Origin of the sequence: Nostoc sp., from assembly GCF_036917375.1 — a bacterium.
Lineage (GTDB): Bacteria > Cyanobacteriota > Cyanobacteriia > Cyanobacteriales > Nostocaceae > Nostoc.
Genome location: NZ_JBALDN010000105.1, coordinates 257,174 through 274,010, shown reverse-complemented (window position 1 = coordinate 274,010; position 16,837 = coordinate 257,174). Strand labels below are relative to the sequence as shown.

General features: G+C 42.4%; 12 protein-coding genes. 6 read left to right on the top strand and 6 right to left on the bottom strand.

Translation table 11 applies throughout. The annotated features are described in order from the left end of the window. Positions 1-660: 660 nt before the first annotated feature. Together V7K45_RS29400 and V7K45_RS29395 are read left to right on the top strand one after the other, a co-directional pair. On the top strand, positions 661-2,250 hold the full coding sequence (locus V7K45_RS29400; RefSeq protein ID WP_335008946.1) for a DUF1565 domain-containing protein: 1,590 nt from the start codon (positions 661-663) through the stop codon (positions 2,248-2,250). Between the two features lie 119 nt (positions 2,251-2,369). Continuing rightward, positions 2,370-3,188 carry a hypothetical protein gene (locus V7K45_RS29395; RefSeq protein ID WP_335008944.1) on the top strand — a complete coding sequence of 273 codons (819 nt, stop codon included), beginning with the start codon at positions 2,370-2,372 and terminating at the stop codon, positions 3,186-3,188. A 4-nt stretch (positions 3,189-3,192) separates the two neighbouring features. Here V7K45_RS29395 and V7K45_RS29390 read toward each other — a convergent pair whose 3' ends face one another. Beyond that, a complete protein-coding gene (locus V7K45_RS29390) occupies positions 3,193-5,088 on the bottom strand; it encodes a tetratricopeptide repeat protein (protein WP_335008942.1) in 1,896 nt (631 codons plus the stop codon). Positions 5,089-5,572: 484 nt separating this feature from the next. On the opposite strand from V7K45_RS29390, the gene V7K45_RS29385 reads away from it, so the two are divergent. Beyond that, the gene (locus V7K45_RS29385) at positions 5,573-5,833 is read left to right on the top strand and encodes a hypothetical protein (protein WP_179068682.1); all 261 of its coding nucleotides are present in this window, start codon (positions 5,573-5,575) and stop codon (positions 5,831-5,833) included. Positions 5,834-6,015: 182 nt separating this feature from the next. On the opposite strand, the gene V7K45_RS29380 is transcribed toward V7K45_RS29385, so the two are convergent. After that, positions 6,016-8,355 (bottom strand): PhoX family protein, encoded by a 2,340-nt coding sequence (locus tag V7K45_RS29380; RefSeq protein ID WP_335008940.1) that lies wholly within the window; start codon positions 8,353-8,355, stop codon positions 6,016-6,018. Positions 8,356-8,607: 252 nt separating this feature from the next. Between V7K45_RS29380 and V7K45_RS29375 the strand changes: the two genes are divergently transcribed. After that, on the top strand, positions 8,608-9,567 hold the full coding sequence (locus V7K45_RS29375; protein WP_335009025.1) for a glycosyltransferase family 2 protein: 960 nt from the start codon (positions 8,608-8,610) through the stop codon (positions 9,565-9,567). A gap of 144 nt (positions 9,568-9,711) precedes the next feature. Continuing rightward, the gene (locus tag V7K45_RS29370; protein WP_335008938.1) at positions 9,712-10,671 is read left to right on the top strand and encodes a pentapeptide repeat-containing protein; all 960 of its coding nucleotides are present in this window, start codon (positions 9,712-9,714) and stop codon (positions 10,669-10,671) included. 286 nt (positions 10,672-10,957) lie between these two features. On the opposite strand, the gene recG is transcribed toward V7K45_RS29370, so the two are convergent. The 4 genes from recG to rpsB all read right to left on the bottom strand — a co-directional run bounded on the left by recG (position 10,958) and on the right by rpsB (position 16,705). Beyond that, positions 10,958-13,507: an ATP-dependent DNA helicase RecG gene (gene recG, locus V7K45_RS29365; protein WP_335008936.1), complete on the bottom strand. Its 2,550-nt coding sequence runs from the start codon at positions 13,505-13,507 to the stop codon at positions 10,958-10,960. A 91-nt stretch (positions 13,508-13,598) separates the two neighbouring features. After that, the gene (locus V7K45_RS29360; RefSeq protein WP_335008935.1) at positions 13,599-14,477 is read right to left on the bottom strand and encodes a hypothetical protein; all 879 of its coding nucleotides are present in this window, start codon (positions 14,475-14,477) and stop codon (positions 13,599-13,601) included. A 227-nt stretch (positions 14,478-14,704) separates the two neighbouring features. Further along, positions 14,705-15,649: a translation elongation factor Ts gene (gene tsf, locus V7K45_RS29355; protein ID WP_335008933.1), complete on the bottom strand. Its 945-nt coding sequence runs from the start codon at positions 15,647-15,649 to the stop codon at positions 14,705-14,707. A 261-nt stretch (positions 15,650-15,910) separates the two neighbouring features. Further along, the gene (gene rpsB / locus V7K45_RS29350; protein ID WP_190913288.1) at positions 15,911-16,705 is read right to left on the bottom strand and encodes a 30S ribosomal protein S2; all 795 of its coding nucleotides are present in this window, start codon (positions 16,703-16,705) and stop codon (positions 15,911-15,913) included. Between rpsB and V7K45_RS29345 the strand changes: the two genes are divergently transcribed. Beyond that, positions 16,630-16,794 carry a hypothetical protein gene (locus tag V7K45_RS29345; RefSeq protein WP_335009027.1) on the top strand — a complete coding sequence of 55 codons (165 nt, stop codon included), beginning with the start codon at positions 16,630-16,632 and terminating at the stop codon, positions 16,792-16,794. The genes rpsB and V7K45_RS29345 overlap by 76 nt on opposite strands. Positions 16,795-16,837 lie beyond the last annotated feature (43 nt).

Below are 16,837 nucleotides of genomic sequence, written 5' to 3'. Positions count from 1 at the left end.
GTCTTCTCTTCTCCCAAAGGGAGAGACTAGCGCCAAGGGAGAAGACCGCGCTGGTTTCCTTAATCTCCTCTGCGCAGACGCGACAGCTTACACACAAATTTTTTAGAGTTGCAATGGCATTGTTTTGACTGACAATGCCATTGTTCTGGCTAAGGGACTTCCAGTTAAATAAATATTTCATTGTAGGGGCGCAAGGCCTCCATACGTATCAACTTAAGCTGAAGCCTTTTCAAATCTCGTTTCCAGCCTCTGGGCTGGAAATGCACTTCAATTGCGGCTCTGCTGCCAGCAAGGGAGGCGGAGCCTCTAGGACAGCATTCCCAGTCGGAGACTGGGAACGAAACAAACGAGAACAATATGTAAAAGCTGGTTCTGGGCTGGCTTTCACGTTAAGTTGACACCAATGCAAGGCCTTTCGCCCCTACAAATATACAAATAATTTGGGATAATTTATTTTTTGCAAGTCCCTAATAATGCCATTGAGATGAGAGCTTGGAATGTTGCACAAGAGTCTATAACTTTTGTGTACACACGAGCTGCTTGTCAGAAAAAGTCAGGTGGATATATTTTTTATACACAAGGATATTACTGTGAAAAAGTTTGCTACAAGTAGTGTTATTTACGATTGTCATAATTAAAACAATTGACTCTCAATTATCAATGGTGAACTCTACCCTCGTCGTCACACTATATGTCAACCCTATGACAGGGAATGATAGCAATACTGGTTCACGGTTGAGTCCATTTAAAAGCCTCACCCGTGCTTTAAAAGTAACCAAAATCCCGACGATAATTCATCTAGAGTCGGGGACTTACAACGCTGCTAGTGGTGAGGTGTTTCCACTAATCGTCCCTGGAGAAGCGACAGTGGTGGGTAATGAAGCTAACAAAGGTATAGGGATTGTAATTTCCGGGAGTGGTGAGTTTCAAAGTCCCAGTTTTGGTATACAAAATATTACACTGCTCTTGCTAGATAATGCCAGTCTTTTAGGTGTAACTGTTACTAATCCCTCAGCCAAAGGTACTGCTATCTGGATTGAATCGGCTGTACCTACTGTAAGTAACAATACTCTGAGCAACTGTGGGCGGGAAGGTGTGTTTACAACTGGTACAGCCAAACCCACAATTGTAGATAACGTATTTGTGCAAAATACTGCTAGCGGGTTAGTAATGGCAGGTCATAGCCAGGGAGAAGTACTGCGGAATGTATTTCAAAGAAACCCTTTAGGTATAGCAATTAGTGACTTTGCTGCGCCAACGATCGCCAATAATAAATTATCAGAAAATCGCACGGCGATCGCACTTTCTCGTAATGCCCAACCTGTACTGCGTCAAAATCTGCTTACTAAAAATACCCAAGGTGGTTTATTAGTCAATGGCAATGCAGTCCCAGATTTAGGTAATAGCGCAGATCCAGGTGATAATATTTTTCGCGATCATAGTGAATTTGATTTATATAATGCCACTACACAAAAGCTAGTTTCCGTAGGTAATCAATTAAATCCGTCTCTAGTCAAGGGTTTGGTAGAATTACTCCCAACCAGTCGAGTAACGGTTAACACCAGTCTCTCTGATAGCTCGACAGAATCCCCACCTCAAAAACCCCCCTTGTCCCCTTGTTCCCTTGTCCCCTTGTCTCCCCCTCCCCTTCCCGCCTCTCCCGAACTAAACGGGCATTGGGCAGAACCATTTATTCAGGCATTAGCGAGGATGGATTTAACTCATGCTTTTGCCGATGGTAGTTATCAGCCAGATAAACCCATGACTCGCGCCCAATATGCAGCTTTGGTAGGGATCGCTTTTAATCCATTTCCCAAAATCCCATCTCCTGATTTTACGGATGTACCCAAGGATTTTTGGGCTTATAGCGCTATCCAAATCGCAGCTAGCGGTGGCTTTGTTAGTGGATTTAGCGATCGCACTTTCCGTCCCGATCGAAGTGTGCAGCGGCTACAGGTGATTGTCTCCTTAGTAAACGGACTGGGATTACCAGCTGTTGATAGCGGTGTTGTAGAAGTATATAGCGATCGTCATACTATTCCCGACTATGCCCGGACAGCCGTTGCCACTGCTACACAACGGGGAATAGTTGTCAACTATCCAGATCCGAAAGTACTTGCACCTTTACGTTTTGCAACACGCGCCGAAGTTGCAGCGATGGTTTATCAGGCATTAGTCGCCATTGGGCGAACATCTGCGATTAAATCAGTCTATGTGGGGTTGCATTCTAGAAGTTCACAAGTAGAATAAGGAACACTGCCTATCGGCTCGGCAACTCTTGGAAAAATAAACCATGTAGTTAAAAGCACGCTAGGCTAATATGCGATGGGTGACAAATCTTAGACCTATTGCCTAAAGCTAATAGCCCCATGTTAACAACACTTCCAGACACCTCTGCCAACTTGGCGATCGCCTTATTAATTAACTATAGTTTCGATCTCGGTGGGTATAGTGCCAATGAGCTAGTTGAGCGTTGGCAAACGCAATACCCCCTTAATTGGCTACACCTGGCAGTGATTGAGGCACTATATCAAGGTCGTTATAAAGCGGTTTCTGTGCAGCAAATTTTAGTATTTTGGCAGCGCCGGGATCAGGCTACATATCATTTCAACATGGAATTTGAACGGATGATTTGTAGCAAGTTTCCCCAAAACTTAACGTCATCGGCTGCGCCAGCTCTACCGCCAGCCAAGAGAAAACCCACTGTAGAGCAAGTGACGAGTCCTCAATTACCACCAGCTAAGATTCGCAACGGCTATCAACACAGCAATACTGCAATTCTCCAACTGCAAAGTTATCAACCAAAGACATCTTTGAGTGAAGAAGAAGGAAAGCAGGAAGATAAAGACAATAAAACCGCCTTAAAGTCTCCGCTTTCGGCGAAATTTACCTCTTCAGCAACCCTTGAGCGATTATCTGCTGTCAGCCAAAAGCAAACTTCACAAGAAAGTCCAGTGCCTTTCCCATCACAAAACCATCATCAACGACAGCCAAAACTGCTCCCACCTGCTCCTATTCATGCCCCAATCGAGCAATTTACCCCCGAAACAAGCGATCGCTCTGATTCTTTTACATCTAAACTCAAAGCGATGTCTAGCGAACATAACCCAGGTGTGGGGAGCAGAGGAGCAGAGGAGCAGGGGAGCAGAGGAGCAGAGGAGCGCGGGAGAATGACGAATGACAAATGACATTTTATTCTGCAATTAACAGCTTAAAACGCTCATCGTCGGCAATATCATCAAAATCGAGGTCAGTTGCTGCGTCTTCTTTATACCTGGGATTAAGTTCAATCGCTTGTTGTAAAGTTAACAGAGATCGGTCAACTTGTCTTTGCAGTGCGTAACAGGCTGCTTTGTTATAATAGGCACTAGCGTAATCTGGCTTAATTTCTAAAGCTTTGTTAAAACTAGCGATCGCTTCATCATCGCGTCCCAATCTTACCAATGTATAACCATGTTTATCCCAAATTTTGGGAGAATTAGGTTGGAATTCCAGCGCTTTCTCAAAGGAGATTATTGCCTCTTCGTATTGCTCTAATGCTACTAGGGAAAGACCGCGATTTAACCAAGCAACGGCATCGTCAGGTTTGATTTGTGTAGCTTTATCAAATGAGGCAAAGGCTTGCTGATGCTGTTGTAAGTTCCCAAAAGCAACACCGCGATCGCACCAAGCTTGATGATAATCTGGCTGAATCGCAATCGCTCGATCGTAAGATGCAATCGCGTCTTGGTAGCGTTTTAATCTTCCCAGAGTTAGACCGCGTTTTAACCAACTCACAGGTTCATCAGGTTGGATTTTAACTGCTTGGTTGTAAGCTGCGATCGCATTTTCATAGCGCCTTTGAGAAAACAGATCGTCTCCCTGTTTTACATACTCATCAGCAGTCAATTCCGGTTGTTGCGGCTGTTCCTGTATTTCTTGTTCAAATTCAGAATTTACCACATCTAGAATCGATTCCGGCGTAATTTCTGTTAGTTCTTGAAGAATCAGATCCTTTCTTTCTTGGGCATCCAATTGTAATTCAGAAAGTTGAGAGACAAACTCAGTTTCTAATCTTTCTAACTTTTCTAAAATGAGAATCTTTTGTTGTTGAGCATTCCATTGTAATTCTGAAAATTCCGAACTAAACTCAGAACCAGATTTTTCTAAATTCTCAATGATTAGCTCTTTGGCTTTTTGAGCATCTACCTGTAATTCAGATAATTGAAATTTAAATTCTGACTGCAATACTTCTAAACTGGCAAGAATTTTATTTTTTTGTTCTTGAGCATCTAACTGTAATTCAGATAATTGAGATTTAAGTTCCTGCTCAAATATACCTAAACTGTCAACGGCAATCTCTTTTTGCCTTTGTGCATCAACTTGTAATTCGGATAACTTTTCTACAAATTCTGACTGTAATTTTGTTAAAATATCAAAAATTATATCTTTTTCTTGTTGAGCATCAAACTCTAACTTAGATAGTCCCGAAGCAAATTTGGATTCTAAATTTTCTATATTTTCTTGAGATTTTTTTAGTTCAGCTTCTAATCTACTTAATACCTGCGCCTTAGCTAAATCTAGATCGGATATCAGAATAGATACATTTTCTTGTTCGTGTTTAATTTTTTGTTGTAAAGCAGTCGTTTGCTGTTCTAATTCATAATTTATTTTTTTCCCATCTTGAATAACATTTTCAGCTTCTTGTTTAACGGTGGTTAGCTGATTTTGTAATTTTTCCATTCCCTGGACTTGTTGCATTGCCCTATCAACAATTTCCCGAATTATCACCCGTCGCAACAGCCATAACAAAGCAATGACTGCGACTGGAAAGAGACTTAGTATAACTAGCCAAACATCGAGTAATATGGTTGTGCGACTAAAAGTATTCTTAAAATCAGATTGGACTTGCTGTTGAATTCGTTTTTCTGCTCGTAGTCGTGCTAACTCTTCCCGTTCTGAATTCGATAACACCGGAGTCGGAGTTAGTGCTGGGTTGGGTGATGGTGCAGATTGTCCACTGGCAATTCCAATGGATAACAATAAGGGTAAAAATACAATAGTACTTTTTCCAATTAAAGCGAAAACAGCTTGATTTTTGCTCTGCATAACAACCATCTGCGTCTGTTGGTCAGTTTTTGAAGCGGCGTGCCTCTCTCCAATCTATAACAGAATTAAGTGGTTAAATGTTGTAGAGGCAGTGTAAAATTCTGAGCAATCCTTAACTAATCCGTTTTCTCGTCCTGAGTGTACGTACAACTTTAGTCGTAGAGTGTAGTCAAGTTTGTGACACTTTTTGGTGAGGTACTACTATAATATTACTATGTTGTGATTACTGCTAAAGATGTTGAAAGTCAATCAGTACAAATAATAATTTATCAGCCAGTGCAAGACAAATTGCGAAAGCATCGGCACTTTCTTAAACCATCCACCGAACAAGGTTCGGATCTTGTTTTTACAGATAACAAGGCGTTGAAACTGGAAGTTCTACCTGTATGGGAAGTGTCATGTGTGGTTACTTCGCATTAACATTAGATTATCTACGGTCAGTAGATTACTTGTCCTCAAATTAACTTAACAAAGGTGGTAGAAAATGGGTCGCATAAATCCTTACACACTACAATTGCAGATTACCCGAATGTTTGAGCAAGGTCAATCATTTTTTGCCACAACCAAGGTACAGGAATGGTTGAAAGAACATAAACACAATCCAGAAGATTATGACATTATTTTCCATAAAAAACCTGCACCTCCTGGTTCCAAAGAAGTGATGGTTGTGGAAATTGAATTACGCCGCAAAGATGGACAACCTGTAGATCCGTGGTTGCAGGAACAAGCAAATCTCCATGCCTGATTTTTGCAACTATAGCAGTCCTAAATTAACCCCAGATTATATCTTGATTAATTGGGATTTATTCTGTAATTGACTAAAGCCTTTGTTGTCTATAAAATTTCACAAGAATAAGTCACGTTGCATTTCTTAGAGATGCAACGCGTAGCTTTTTCGTTCAAAATTTAACTCTGAATTCTGTCTTGTTAAATAAACTTACTGCGAGAATTTTTTGGGCAGATACCAATTACAGATGGTCGGGGAACACCTGTCGCTTGCTCCTTACCACCATCAGTTTTCGATATATTACTCGGCCAACTACTGCCACGAGGTAAACTCCGAGTTTGATTGAATGTAGTACCATTCAAATCTAATAATTCAATGCTGCGACTCAGCATTGTGCCATCGTTAATTGGACAATCTTCACCAGGATGCTGTACTGAAATAATCAGTGTATTTCCAACAAAACTTGGCCCGGTCATTTCGCAACGCACTGGCCCATGAGCAAACGGTATTACCTGTCCGGCATTTGCACCACTGGTAGGGATATAAAACAGCCAGTTATTACCGAATACTCCGGTAAAATCAGAAACATTACCACTAACTGTATGATCGATTTTCGTTTGCTTACCTTCAGCACCTACATTAAAACCGTTGTGAGTGTCGGTAGACATATCCGTGACACCCCAAACATTTCCCTGATTGTCAAACACTAGATTATCAACGTTGGCAAAACCAGCACCATTAACTGAACCGGCTTCGCCACCTTGGACAAATCTCTGCCACCGGAAGGTTAAACCTGTAGCATCGGCACTATCTTCAATAATTTTGTACAGTCCTCCTGATTGCTGAGTCGCATTGGCATCTGTGCTTAACTTAGCAACTTGAAAAATCCGCGAATCAGGATAACCATCACTTCCCGGCGCACCATCAGTATAGGCAATGAAGACTTCTTTGGTGGTTGGATGCACTTCTATATCTTCGGGACGCGCTGTAGGAGTTCCCCCGACTAAGTTGGCAGCTAAAAAGGCATCGCTTAGAACAGCACCTTGGCTAGTGTAGAAATCAGAGAGTTTCTTATTTTGATAATCAGGTAGTGCTTTTGCTTCGTTAGTGCGATCGCATTTAAATGTACCACCATCTTTGGTTTCACCTGCAATCCCATTGCGTTTCGGTAATGGTAAAAGACCTTCTTTTTGTACCTTCTGCAACGCAGCAAATTCTACGGAAGATAAAACTGTCGGTGTAATTGGATTGGTCGCAGTAGTTAAAAGTAACGGTATCCATTTACCTGTACCGTCTGGATTGTAACGGGCAACATACAAAGTTCCCTTTTCCCACAAGCTACTGTTCGTTTTACTGCTGGGTGAAGAAATAGTATTTGCGCTGACAAATTTCCAAGTGTGTCCCCCACGTCTGTCATCACCCAAGTAAGCAACCAATTTCTTGCCTTTTTCAACGCGCAGGGCAACATTTTCATGGCGAAAACGACCCAACGAAGTGTGTTTGCGGGGACGAAATTTCGGATTTTTCGGGTCAATTTCTACAATCCAGCCGTATTTTTCGCCAACTAATCCAAAAGTCTTGCCGATAGTTTTCTCTGTATAATCTATCTGAGTACCATTAGCTTTGACTCCTTCTGTGAAGCTATTTTGGAAGTTCTCTTCCGCAGATAAAATCGTTCCCCAAGGAGTTTTACCGCCAGAACAGTTGAAAGCTGTACCAATAATTTTGTTGCCCAATTCATCAGAGGAGAGATTAAAAACTTGGGTTGCAGCCGGGCCAGTTCCAATTAAATAATTTTTGTCACCTTTTTGGTGGTTGCGGCTTCCCCAAGCTGTGATACTTTTGTAGTCATCATTGCGTTGGCTATTGATTCCTAACCCAGAAAGGCCATGAATGCGGCGATTTTTGGCATCTTTGACTACAGCAAAACGTTTATTCTTATTTTGGCGAGAGATGCGGACAATTGAGCCGCCTTGATTATATAAAAATTCACCTTCAACTTCAATATTTCTGCTGGAGGGTAAAGCCCAACCAATTACGTTTTCAAATGCGTCGGGCAGTCCTTTCAGATCGGATGAATCTTCTACAACTAAAGTAGAAAATGGAAAACTAATGTATTCATGATTCACCCATAAATACCCGACATCATTAGTTTTCCCAAGGGGAATAAACCCAGTGAAATCGTTGTTGTAGCCGAAATAATCATCTTTGTTAGGAAAGACGCGATCGCCCCAACTCACAATTACATAACGTTCGTACTCTGGCGGTACTATCACATCATCAATAACGTTATAGTTACCTAACTTAATATCCGCAGATGCATTAACAACTTCTCCCTGACCAATTCCTGTTGGCAAGAAATTTTTCTGTTGTTGATAAATTGGTAGGGGATGTGGTAAGCGTACAGGTGTAAAGCTGATACCGGGCGTTTTTGCTTCTGCTCCACTAGCAAAACTATTTAGAAGTTTGTCTCCCAAAATAGCAGCACCAGCACTGCCAGCAAGAAATATTAAAAGTTCTCTCCGACTTAATTTAGACATTCAACTTTCCTCTGTGTGACAGAAAAAACTAATAGAAATAAACTTTATTTCTGAAAACTGGCGGTATTTTAAATACCTAAATAAATTATTAATAATAAAGTGATAATTATTTTATTATTTACTTTAGTTGAAAATGATTAAGCTGAGGTTATAAGTGAATTAACTAAAAATTATCTCTCTTACTATTTCCTTAGCCCGATATCAAGTAAGGAACAGTGTCAGCGCCCCATCTGTCCTATCCTGGAGATGGATATAATCAATAGTGTTGTGGGTGAGACTGTGTTTTTCAGCGTTGTGATACCGACTTATAATCGCCAACCGATTTTAGAAAAGTGCCTCCGCGCCTTGGAGTTGCAGGAGTTAAGTCAGCCAAGTTCAGTTACTGATTACGAGATTGTCTTGGTAGATGATGGTTCTACTGATGGCACATTGGAGTGGTTAGCAGCACACAAAGAAGAGTTTCCCCATGTGCGCTGGTTTCAACAAGATCATGCTGGCCCAGCTGCGGCTCGGAATTTGGGAGTAAAAGAGGCGCTGGGAGACACAATTATCTTTATTGATAGCGATCTTGTAGTGCTGAAGAATTTCCTGCAAGCTCATGCTGACGCACTAGTGCAGGGGAAAAAGAAATTGGGGAGCGATCGCTTTTTCACTTACGGTGCAGTTATTAATACTTGTAATTTCAATAATCCAACTGCTGAACCCTACAAAGTCACAGATTTTTCAGCGGCTTTTTTCGCTACGGGAAATGTAGCAATTCCCAAACATTGGTTAGATAAAGCCGGACTTTTTGATACTAGTTTTCAACTCTATGGCTGGGAAGATTTAGAATTAGGTGTGCGCCTGAAAAAACTAGGTTTGACACTAATTAAATGTCCAGAAGCCGTAGGATATCACTGGCATCCAGCATTTAACTTAGAACAAATTCCCCGATTAATTGACCAAGAAATTCAACGCGGACGGATGGGAGTTTTGTTTTATCAAAAGCATCCCACATGGGAAGTACGAATGATGATTCAAATGACTTGGCTGCATCGCTTACTTTGGGGAATTTTATCACTTAATGGTGCGTTAAATGAACGGACAATGGCTCCGTTATTGCAATGGCTAATTAACTTAGGTAAACCGCAATTAGCTTTAGAAATTGCCCGAATTTTCCTCAATTGGTACAACGTGAAGGGTGTCTATGAAGCCTATGCCGAAATGCAGTAAGCATTGTGATTTAAACACCTTTGGGAAGTACCACCGTGTAATCAACCGTGTAAAGATGCAGGATGTCGGGTAATGGGGGGAAGACGACATTGGGCTAGAAGCAGCTAATTTAGAACAATATACGTTGGTTAATGCAGGGGTCGAGTGGTGGATGAATTTGAAGAATTTATCAGGGGACGTGCTTTGGCTGAGGAAATTATTAAACGTTATAAAACTGGGGAGCGAAACTTTACTGGCATCAAGTTGAAGCATACTACTATTTCCGACACCTGTTTTATGGACGTTGATTTCAGCAGAGTCAATTTGCAGGAGTGTTTGCTCAAAGTCGCCTATCTGGTTAATGCCAGCTTTACTTATGCCAATTTGGAATGGACTAGTTTCAGTGCTTCTCTGATTAATGGTAACTTGAGTAACGCCAATCTCCGAGGATCTAGTTTGAAAAGTACTAGATTGATTGGTGTTGATTTGACCAGTACTGACCTCAGTGGTGCTGATTTGAGGGAAACTAAATTGATTGGTTGTAACTTGAGGAATGCCAATTTGACTGGTATTAGAACCACGGAAGGGACTATTTTCTGCGACACTATTATGCCAGATGGAAGAATTGAAACCAACTCCCCCAAAGTTGTTAATGCCCAGGAACTGCTCAAGCGTTATGCTGATGGGGAAAGAGATTTCCGAGATATTATCTTGCATCGAGTTGACTTGAGTGGGGTCAATCTGCGATCGATTAACTTGTGCGGTGCTTATTTTAGCCACGTCAACTTGCAAGGTGCCATCTTGGAGGGCGACGATTTGTCGGCTCACTTCATTTGTTGCGATATGAGGGATAGTCAGTTGATTTGTCCAGATATTGACTATAGGGGAAAGGCTCCAAAGTTGATTTGTAGTGACTTGCGACGAGCTAATTTGAGATGGTTTGAATGGTGTGGTTCTGAATTCATTGGTAATAACTTTCAAGAAGCCGAGGGAATTTCCGATGGCAGTGGTGAGGGGTTTGCCTTTATTCACAACACTACTTGGATTAGTGGCGAGTTTGTCGCTGGCCCCACCTTGGGATTGCAACCACTGAATTTCAGAGATATTGACCCCAGTAGCTTCTAAGAAATTTGTAGAGTTTCTCTGTGCCATTAGAGCAGCAGAAGGATTAGGAAGCTAAAATTCGGATCTCCTTTAAAAGGCAAGCAGAAGAAAATAGCCCATGTTGTCTACAACACTGGTTGAAGCTCCGACCGGGCAATAGAGATGCACAGCATTGCTTATCATAACTCTTGCTCTGGCTCGTTTGCAGCAACTACAGTAAGAACCTTCAGGGGACTCCAAAGAATAAATTACTTTTAAAAGTTAGGAATGCATAGTCTAGTTTCTCTCTTAAACTAACTCAGATATGTTATGTCAAAATCGCCCCACCCATTAAGCGCTCATATCGATACTTCAACTCTTCTTTCATTAAATACCAACGCTCTAAAGTAACATCCATTTCTATTATTTTCTCTGCTGCTTGCCGTGCTAAAAGTAAAACTTCTTCATCGTCAACCAAACTTGCCAAGGTAAAATCTGGCACTCCAGATTGACGAGTTCCCAGTACTTGCCCTGGGCCGCGAAAACGCATATCCATCTCGGAGATGAAAAAGCCATCCTGAGATTGTTCCAATACCTTCAACCGTTGTTGAGCATCAGGGCTTCTGGAACTGCTCATCAACAGACAGTAAGACTGAGCCGCGCCCCGACCAACACGCCCCCGCAGTTGGTGTAGTTGCGATAAGCCAAATCGCTCTGCATTTTCAATGAGCATCACCGTAGCATTTGGTACGTCTACACCTACTTCAACAACAGTAGTAGAAACCAAAATTTGCGTTTGATTATCGCGGAATTTGGTTATCGCATCGTCCTTTTCGGCTGAACTCATGCGACCGTGCAGCAGCCCTACTTGAAAGTCGGGAAAAACGCTTTCTTGTAGCTTTTGATGCTCGTCAACAGCCGATCGCAAATCTAATTTTTCTGATTCTTCTACCAAAGGCAAAACCACATAAACTTGTCTACCTTGGACAATTTCTCGGCGGATCAGGTCGTAAGCATGGTTGCGTTGCTGACCTGACAATACTGTTGTCTGAATCTTTTGCCGTCCCGGTGGTAACTCATCAATTTGACTCACATCCAAATCCCCGTGTATCGTCAGTGCTAAGGTTCGGGGAATTGGGGTAGCAGTCATAGTTAACACATGAGGTTGATTGCCTTTTTGCTGCAAACGTGCCCGTTGTTCTACGCCAAAGCGATGCTGTTCGTCTATGACTACTAACCCTAATTGCTGAAAGTTTACAGGGTCTTGAATCAAGGCATGGGTTCCTACTAACAAAGGTAATTCACCAGTTCCTAACTGAGAATGTATTTGTCTTCGTTTAGCAGCTTTAGTCGAACCTGTAAGTAATTCCACTGGTAAATGCAAGAGGTTAAACCAACTAACCAACTTGCGATAGTGTTGTTCTGCCAAAACTTCTGTGGGAGCCATCAGCGCCGCTTGGTAGCCAGATTGAATTGCTGCAAGGATAGCTAGCACGGCGACGACTGTTTTACCAGAACCGACATCACCTTGCACCAAACGATTCATTGGCACGGGTTTTTGTAAATCGTTGAGAATGTCGTTGAGAACTCGTTGCTGTGCGCCAGTGAGTTGAAAAGGCAGTATTTCGTGAAATTTCTCTACAAGTTGACCGCGTGGGACAAGGATGGCGCTGGTTTGAATCGCTCTTGCTTGCTGTTGACGTTGCAGTAACCCAAGTTGTAGGTAGAAAAATTCATCAAAAACTAGGCGACGACGGGCAACTTGTAGGGCGGCGCTATCGCTGGGAAAATGAATATTAGCGATCGCATCTTTCAATTCCATCAAACCATACTTCTGCCGCAAACCACTTGGCAAGGGGTCTTTCAGGTTAGCCGCAGCAGGCAAAGCAGCAATTACCGCCTGTCGCACTGTATTCGCCACGACACCTTCAGTTAGTCCATAAATTGGTACTACCCGCCCAATATTTAACGATTCAATCGTATCTCCTGGACTTGCCAAAACCTCTAGTTCTGGATTATCTAATGTCAACCCATATTTACTTTCTTTCACCAATCCACAGGCCGCCAGAATGCTACCTACTGGATAACGGCGTTTTAAACTTTCTTGCCAAGCGCGACTGCTAAAGCGCGTACCTGCGTAAAAACGGCCAATTTTGATTTGACCGCTGTTATCTTTTACTACCAATTCTAAAATTGATAATTTCTGATTTTTAGGGCTAGAAAAGCAGTTGCAACGCTTTACAGTTGCCACTATTGTCACCGTTTCACCCGCCTGTAACTCGCGGATATTCACCTGACGCGCATAATCAATATGGTCACGAGGATAGTAGAAAAGCAAGTCACGGACGGTATGTAAACCAAGGCGTGCCAAATTATCAGCTTTTTTAAAGCCTATTTCTGGTAAATCACTGAGTTTTTGTTCAATTTTTGGTGCAAGTCTCCGACTCACCTCAGTAACAATTGGAGATTTTGGACTTCGGCTACGCTCAGTCGAACGATTTTGAGTTTTGGATTTATAAATTCTCCCTTGCTCCTCTGCTCCTCGGTCACTGAGCGTAGCCGAAGTGCTGCTCCCCTGCTCCCCCTGCTCCTCCTTCCGCTGCTCCTCTTGCTGTAATTGGGAAAGATACCTACGAGTCTCTGCTACTAAATGCTGCCTTTCTTCCAGTGCTAGATGTGGATAACTAGCAAATTGCACCGCTAATCCTTGCCAACGGCGGCGTTCAGTATGAGGTAAGCCTGTTGGAAATTTGCCCAAAGTTAGGCTCAGAAATTCACTGAAACGGTATTCTCTGCCCATCAAGTCTGTAAAGCCACGTTCAGCTTCTATTGCCAAGGCTTTGTGCAATCGTATCCAATCTGGTTTTTCATTAGTCATTGGTCAGCAGAGTTAGGAGTTAGGAGTTAGGAGTGAGGAGTTAAGAGCTAGGAATAAATAACTCATAACTCATAATTCATAACTCATAACTTTATTCAAACCAACTAGCGCGCCATGCAGCTTCCGCTTCAGCGATCGCCTTTTCTTTATATCTCTTTTTATACTCTCGTCCTAGTTTGTTTAGCTGAACTAAAATACTGCGGATTCGCTTGCGATCGGAGGAAAGTGTCACATCTGCAAATTCAATTTCTCCTAGCCGCAGGTTAATAGCCATAATTTGAGTCAGTCCAGAATCTTCTGACTGTTGCTCATTTTCAATTTCAATTACTAAGTTTAATAAATTGGGTGGCCCTGGCATGACCTCAGCAGATGCTTCTGATGCTGCCGCCGCTGCTGCTAAAATCGGTTCTGGTAATTTTTTCGGCAATACTCCAGCTTTTTGTAACAAAAGATTAGCGTCATGCGAAAGTTTTTTCAGTATCTCTTGCGCAACCTCTTCTAATTTCTGCTGCCATTTTGCCAGTTCTATAGGATCGGAGGTGTTGGCAGTGAGATACTGAGAATTAGAAGCATTCAGAAATAGTGAAGATGAAGAGGGTGTTACTTCCTCATCCACCTCATCCATCTCATCCATCTCATCTTCCTCATCCATATCGTCTCCCTCATCCACCTCATCTTCCCCTGATTCTTCACTTGTAAGATAAATGAGCAATTGTTCAGCTGCCAGTTGACCCAACTTGCGGATGGCTTGTTGCAATTGTTGGCGCTGATTCAATGACAAATGCAAAAAGTTTTCGGGATATCCTTGAGTGCAGAGGTGGTAACTTGCGAGAATCAACTGTTTGCGTACAGCTAGCCCCAAGGTATTTAGATAACTAGCATAAGCGCTTTGTAGTTCGATTGCGATCGCCCGGATCGCTTCTTGGAGTGCTGCAATATCCTGCTCAATTCGCTCGATTGCTCTTGCCATATTTTTTCGCTCTTGCCCATCTGAACCATTACATAGTACAAATGTACAAACTTATTTTAGGATAACTTTTCAGAGAATTTTATATTTTAAATTAAATGCGATATTTCACGTCTTTTACTAAATAAAAGACAGGCCAAGCAAATAACCTGACCTGTTTTTTAAAGAGTCATTAGTCATTTGTCCTTTGTCCTTGGTAAAGGCTAATGACTAATGACCAATGACTAATATTACTTAGTGCCCATTTGTGCAGCGACTTCATCAGCAAAGCTGATTTCTTGCTTTTCAATGCCTTCGCCCAATATATAACGGACAAAGCGAGTCACTTGAATCTCTTCGCCTAATTGTGCCTTCACTTGCTTTATCAAGTCTTCTACGGAAATACTCTGATCGCGAATGTAAGGCTGATCGAGCAAAGTCAATTCTTTCAGGCGTTTTTCAATCCGTCCCTGAACAATCTTTTCTTTGATGTTTTCAGGCTTGTTCGCCAAATCATCCTTGCCCATTTCAATGTCTTTTTCCTTTTGGGCAATTTCGGCGGGGATTTGGTCTACGCTCACATACTCGACATTGGGACAAGCCGCAACTTGCATTGCAGTGTTCCGTGCCAAGGTTTGGAACTCTGAATTAGCAGCCACTGACTCAGTTTGGGAACCCAGTTCTACTAATACACCAACTCGACCGCCAGTGTGAATGTAGCTGTCTACTACGCCTTGTGTGCCTTCTGCTATTGCAAAATTAACAAAGCGGCGCACTTGGATGTTTTCACCAAGGGTGGCAATAGTTTGCTTGATGGATTCTTCTACAGTCGCACTTTCATTCTCAATATAGGGTTGAGCCAGCAAATACTCAACACTATCAGCTGTCGCTGCTTGCTTTGCTAGATTCTTAACTAAAGCTTTAAAAGCCTCGTTACGAGCAACAAAGTCGGTTTGACAGTTGACTTCTATGAGTACACCTACTCGACCTCCGGGCTGAATGTAAGTCTCTACTAGACCTTCTGCCGCAATGCGATCGCTTTTTGCTCCCGCCTTAGAGATGCCCTTTTTCCGTAGCCAGTCTGCGGCTTCTTCTACGTTGCCTTCAGTCTCTATCAGCGCCTTTTTGCAGTCCATCATGCCGGCACCAGTTTTTTGGCGTAGCTCTTGGACGAGTTTTGCAGATATTTCCGCCATGTTCCCTCAATTCCTAACTTGACCTCGAGTTGTAATCACTCACCTAATTTAGTACTGAGTACTGAGTTTTGTTAGCGTTAGCTCGGCTTTAGCCCGTGCTGAGTTTTGAGTGTTCAGTTATCAATTTTATTCTTCATTGACAAATCACAACTTACAACTTCAAAAATCAAGACTCAGCACTATTCAATTTGCTGAGTCTTTCTATCTTACTCAGGACTTAGCACTCTTCACGGGCTAAAGGCCCCGCTTCCGTTAACAGCACTATTCTTCTGTTTCCTCGTCGGGAATTACGGCATCAGTATATTCGGTTTCTTCGTAGTCATCGTCATACTCACTACCGTCGTAATCTTCGTAATCATCTTCAACATCCAGCTGACCATGACGACCTTCATAAATGGCATCTGCCAATTTTCCGACTATCAGTTTAATTGACCTGATAGCATCGTCGTTTGCTGGGATGGGGATATCTACTACATCGGGGTCACAGTTTGTATCCAACATGGACACAATGGGAATATTCAGCTTTTGGCATTCTTGAACTGCGTTATATTCCCGGCGTTGGTCTACGATTACCACGATATCGGGCACTTTTCGCATTGTTTTAATGCCGCCCAAGTATTTCTGAAGCTTCGTCATTTCCCGACGTAGCATTGACGCTTCTTTTTTCGGCAATAAATCTAGCGCGCCAGTTTCTTCACGGCGTTCTAAATCTTTTAGACGGTCAACCCGTGTTTTGATGGTTGCCCAGTTGGTCAACATTCCGCCCAACCAGCGTTGGTTAATGTAGTGGGAACCACAACGGCTAGCTTCTTGGGCAATAATTCCAGCTGCTTGACGCTTAGTGCCGACGAAAAGAAATTTCTTCCCTTGTTCCGCGTGCGATCGCATATAGTTGTAAGCATTATCCATCAACTGGGCAGTTTGCACCAAGTCGATGATATGCACGCCATTGCGGGAAGTATAAATGTAAGGAGACATTTTTGGGTTCCAACGCCGGGTCTGATGCCCAAAGTGAACCCCTGACTCCATCATTTGAGCCAATGAAACTACTGGCATATAATTTTCAACTCCGATTCGGGTTAAACCTCCATCCAAGTGTATTTCCCAATCGGGAAACACCCGAATTCTTAGATGTGCGAGATTAGTTAACCATACTAGGTTAGCATATTCCGAAGAGTTGTAGTTGCT

What these genes read in the sequence shown, in the direction of transcription:
- rpsB (WP_190913288.1), bottom strand. Translation starts at nt 16,705, where the DNA reads ATGCCAGTAGTTTCATTGGCTCAAATGATGGAGTCAGGGGTTCACTTT.
- V7K45_RS29385 (WP_179068682.1), top strand. Translation starts at nt 5,573, where the DNA reads ATGGGTCGCATAAATCCTTACACACTACAATTGCAGATTACCCGAATG.
- V7K45_RS29380 (WP_335008940.1), bottom strand. Translation starts at nt 8,355, where the DNA reads ATGTCTAAATTAAGTCGGAGAGAACTTTTAATATTTCTTGCTGGCAGT.
- V7K45_RS29360 (WP_335008935.1), bottom strand. Translation starts at nt 14,477, where the DNA reads ATGGCAAGAGCAATCGAGCGAATTGAGCAGGATATTGCAGCACTCCAA.
- V7K45_RS29395 (WP_335008944.1), top strand. Translation starts at nt 2,370, where the DNA reads ATGTTAACAACACTTCCAGACACCTCTGCCAACTTGGCGATCGCCTTA.
- tsf (WP_335008933.1), bottom strand. Translation starts at nt 15,649, where the DNA reads ATGGCGGAAATATCTGCAAAACTCGTCCAAGAGCTACGCCAAAAAACT.
- V7K45_RS29400 (WP_335008946.1), top strand. Translation starts at nt 661, where the DNA reads ATGGTGAACTCTACCCTCGTCGTCACACTATATGTCAACCCTATGACA.
- recG (WP_335008936.1), bottom strand. Translation starts at nt 13,507, where the DNA reads ATGACTAATGAAAAACCAGATTGGATACGATTGCACAAAGCCTTGGCA.
- V7K45_RS29390 (WP_335008942.1), bottom strand. Translation starts at nt 5,088, where the DNA reads ATGCAGAGCAAAAATCAAGCTGTTTTCGCTTTAATTGGAAAAAGTACT.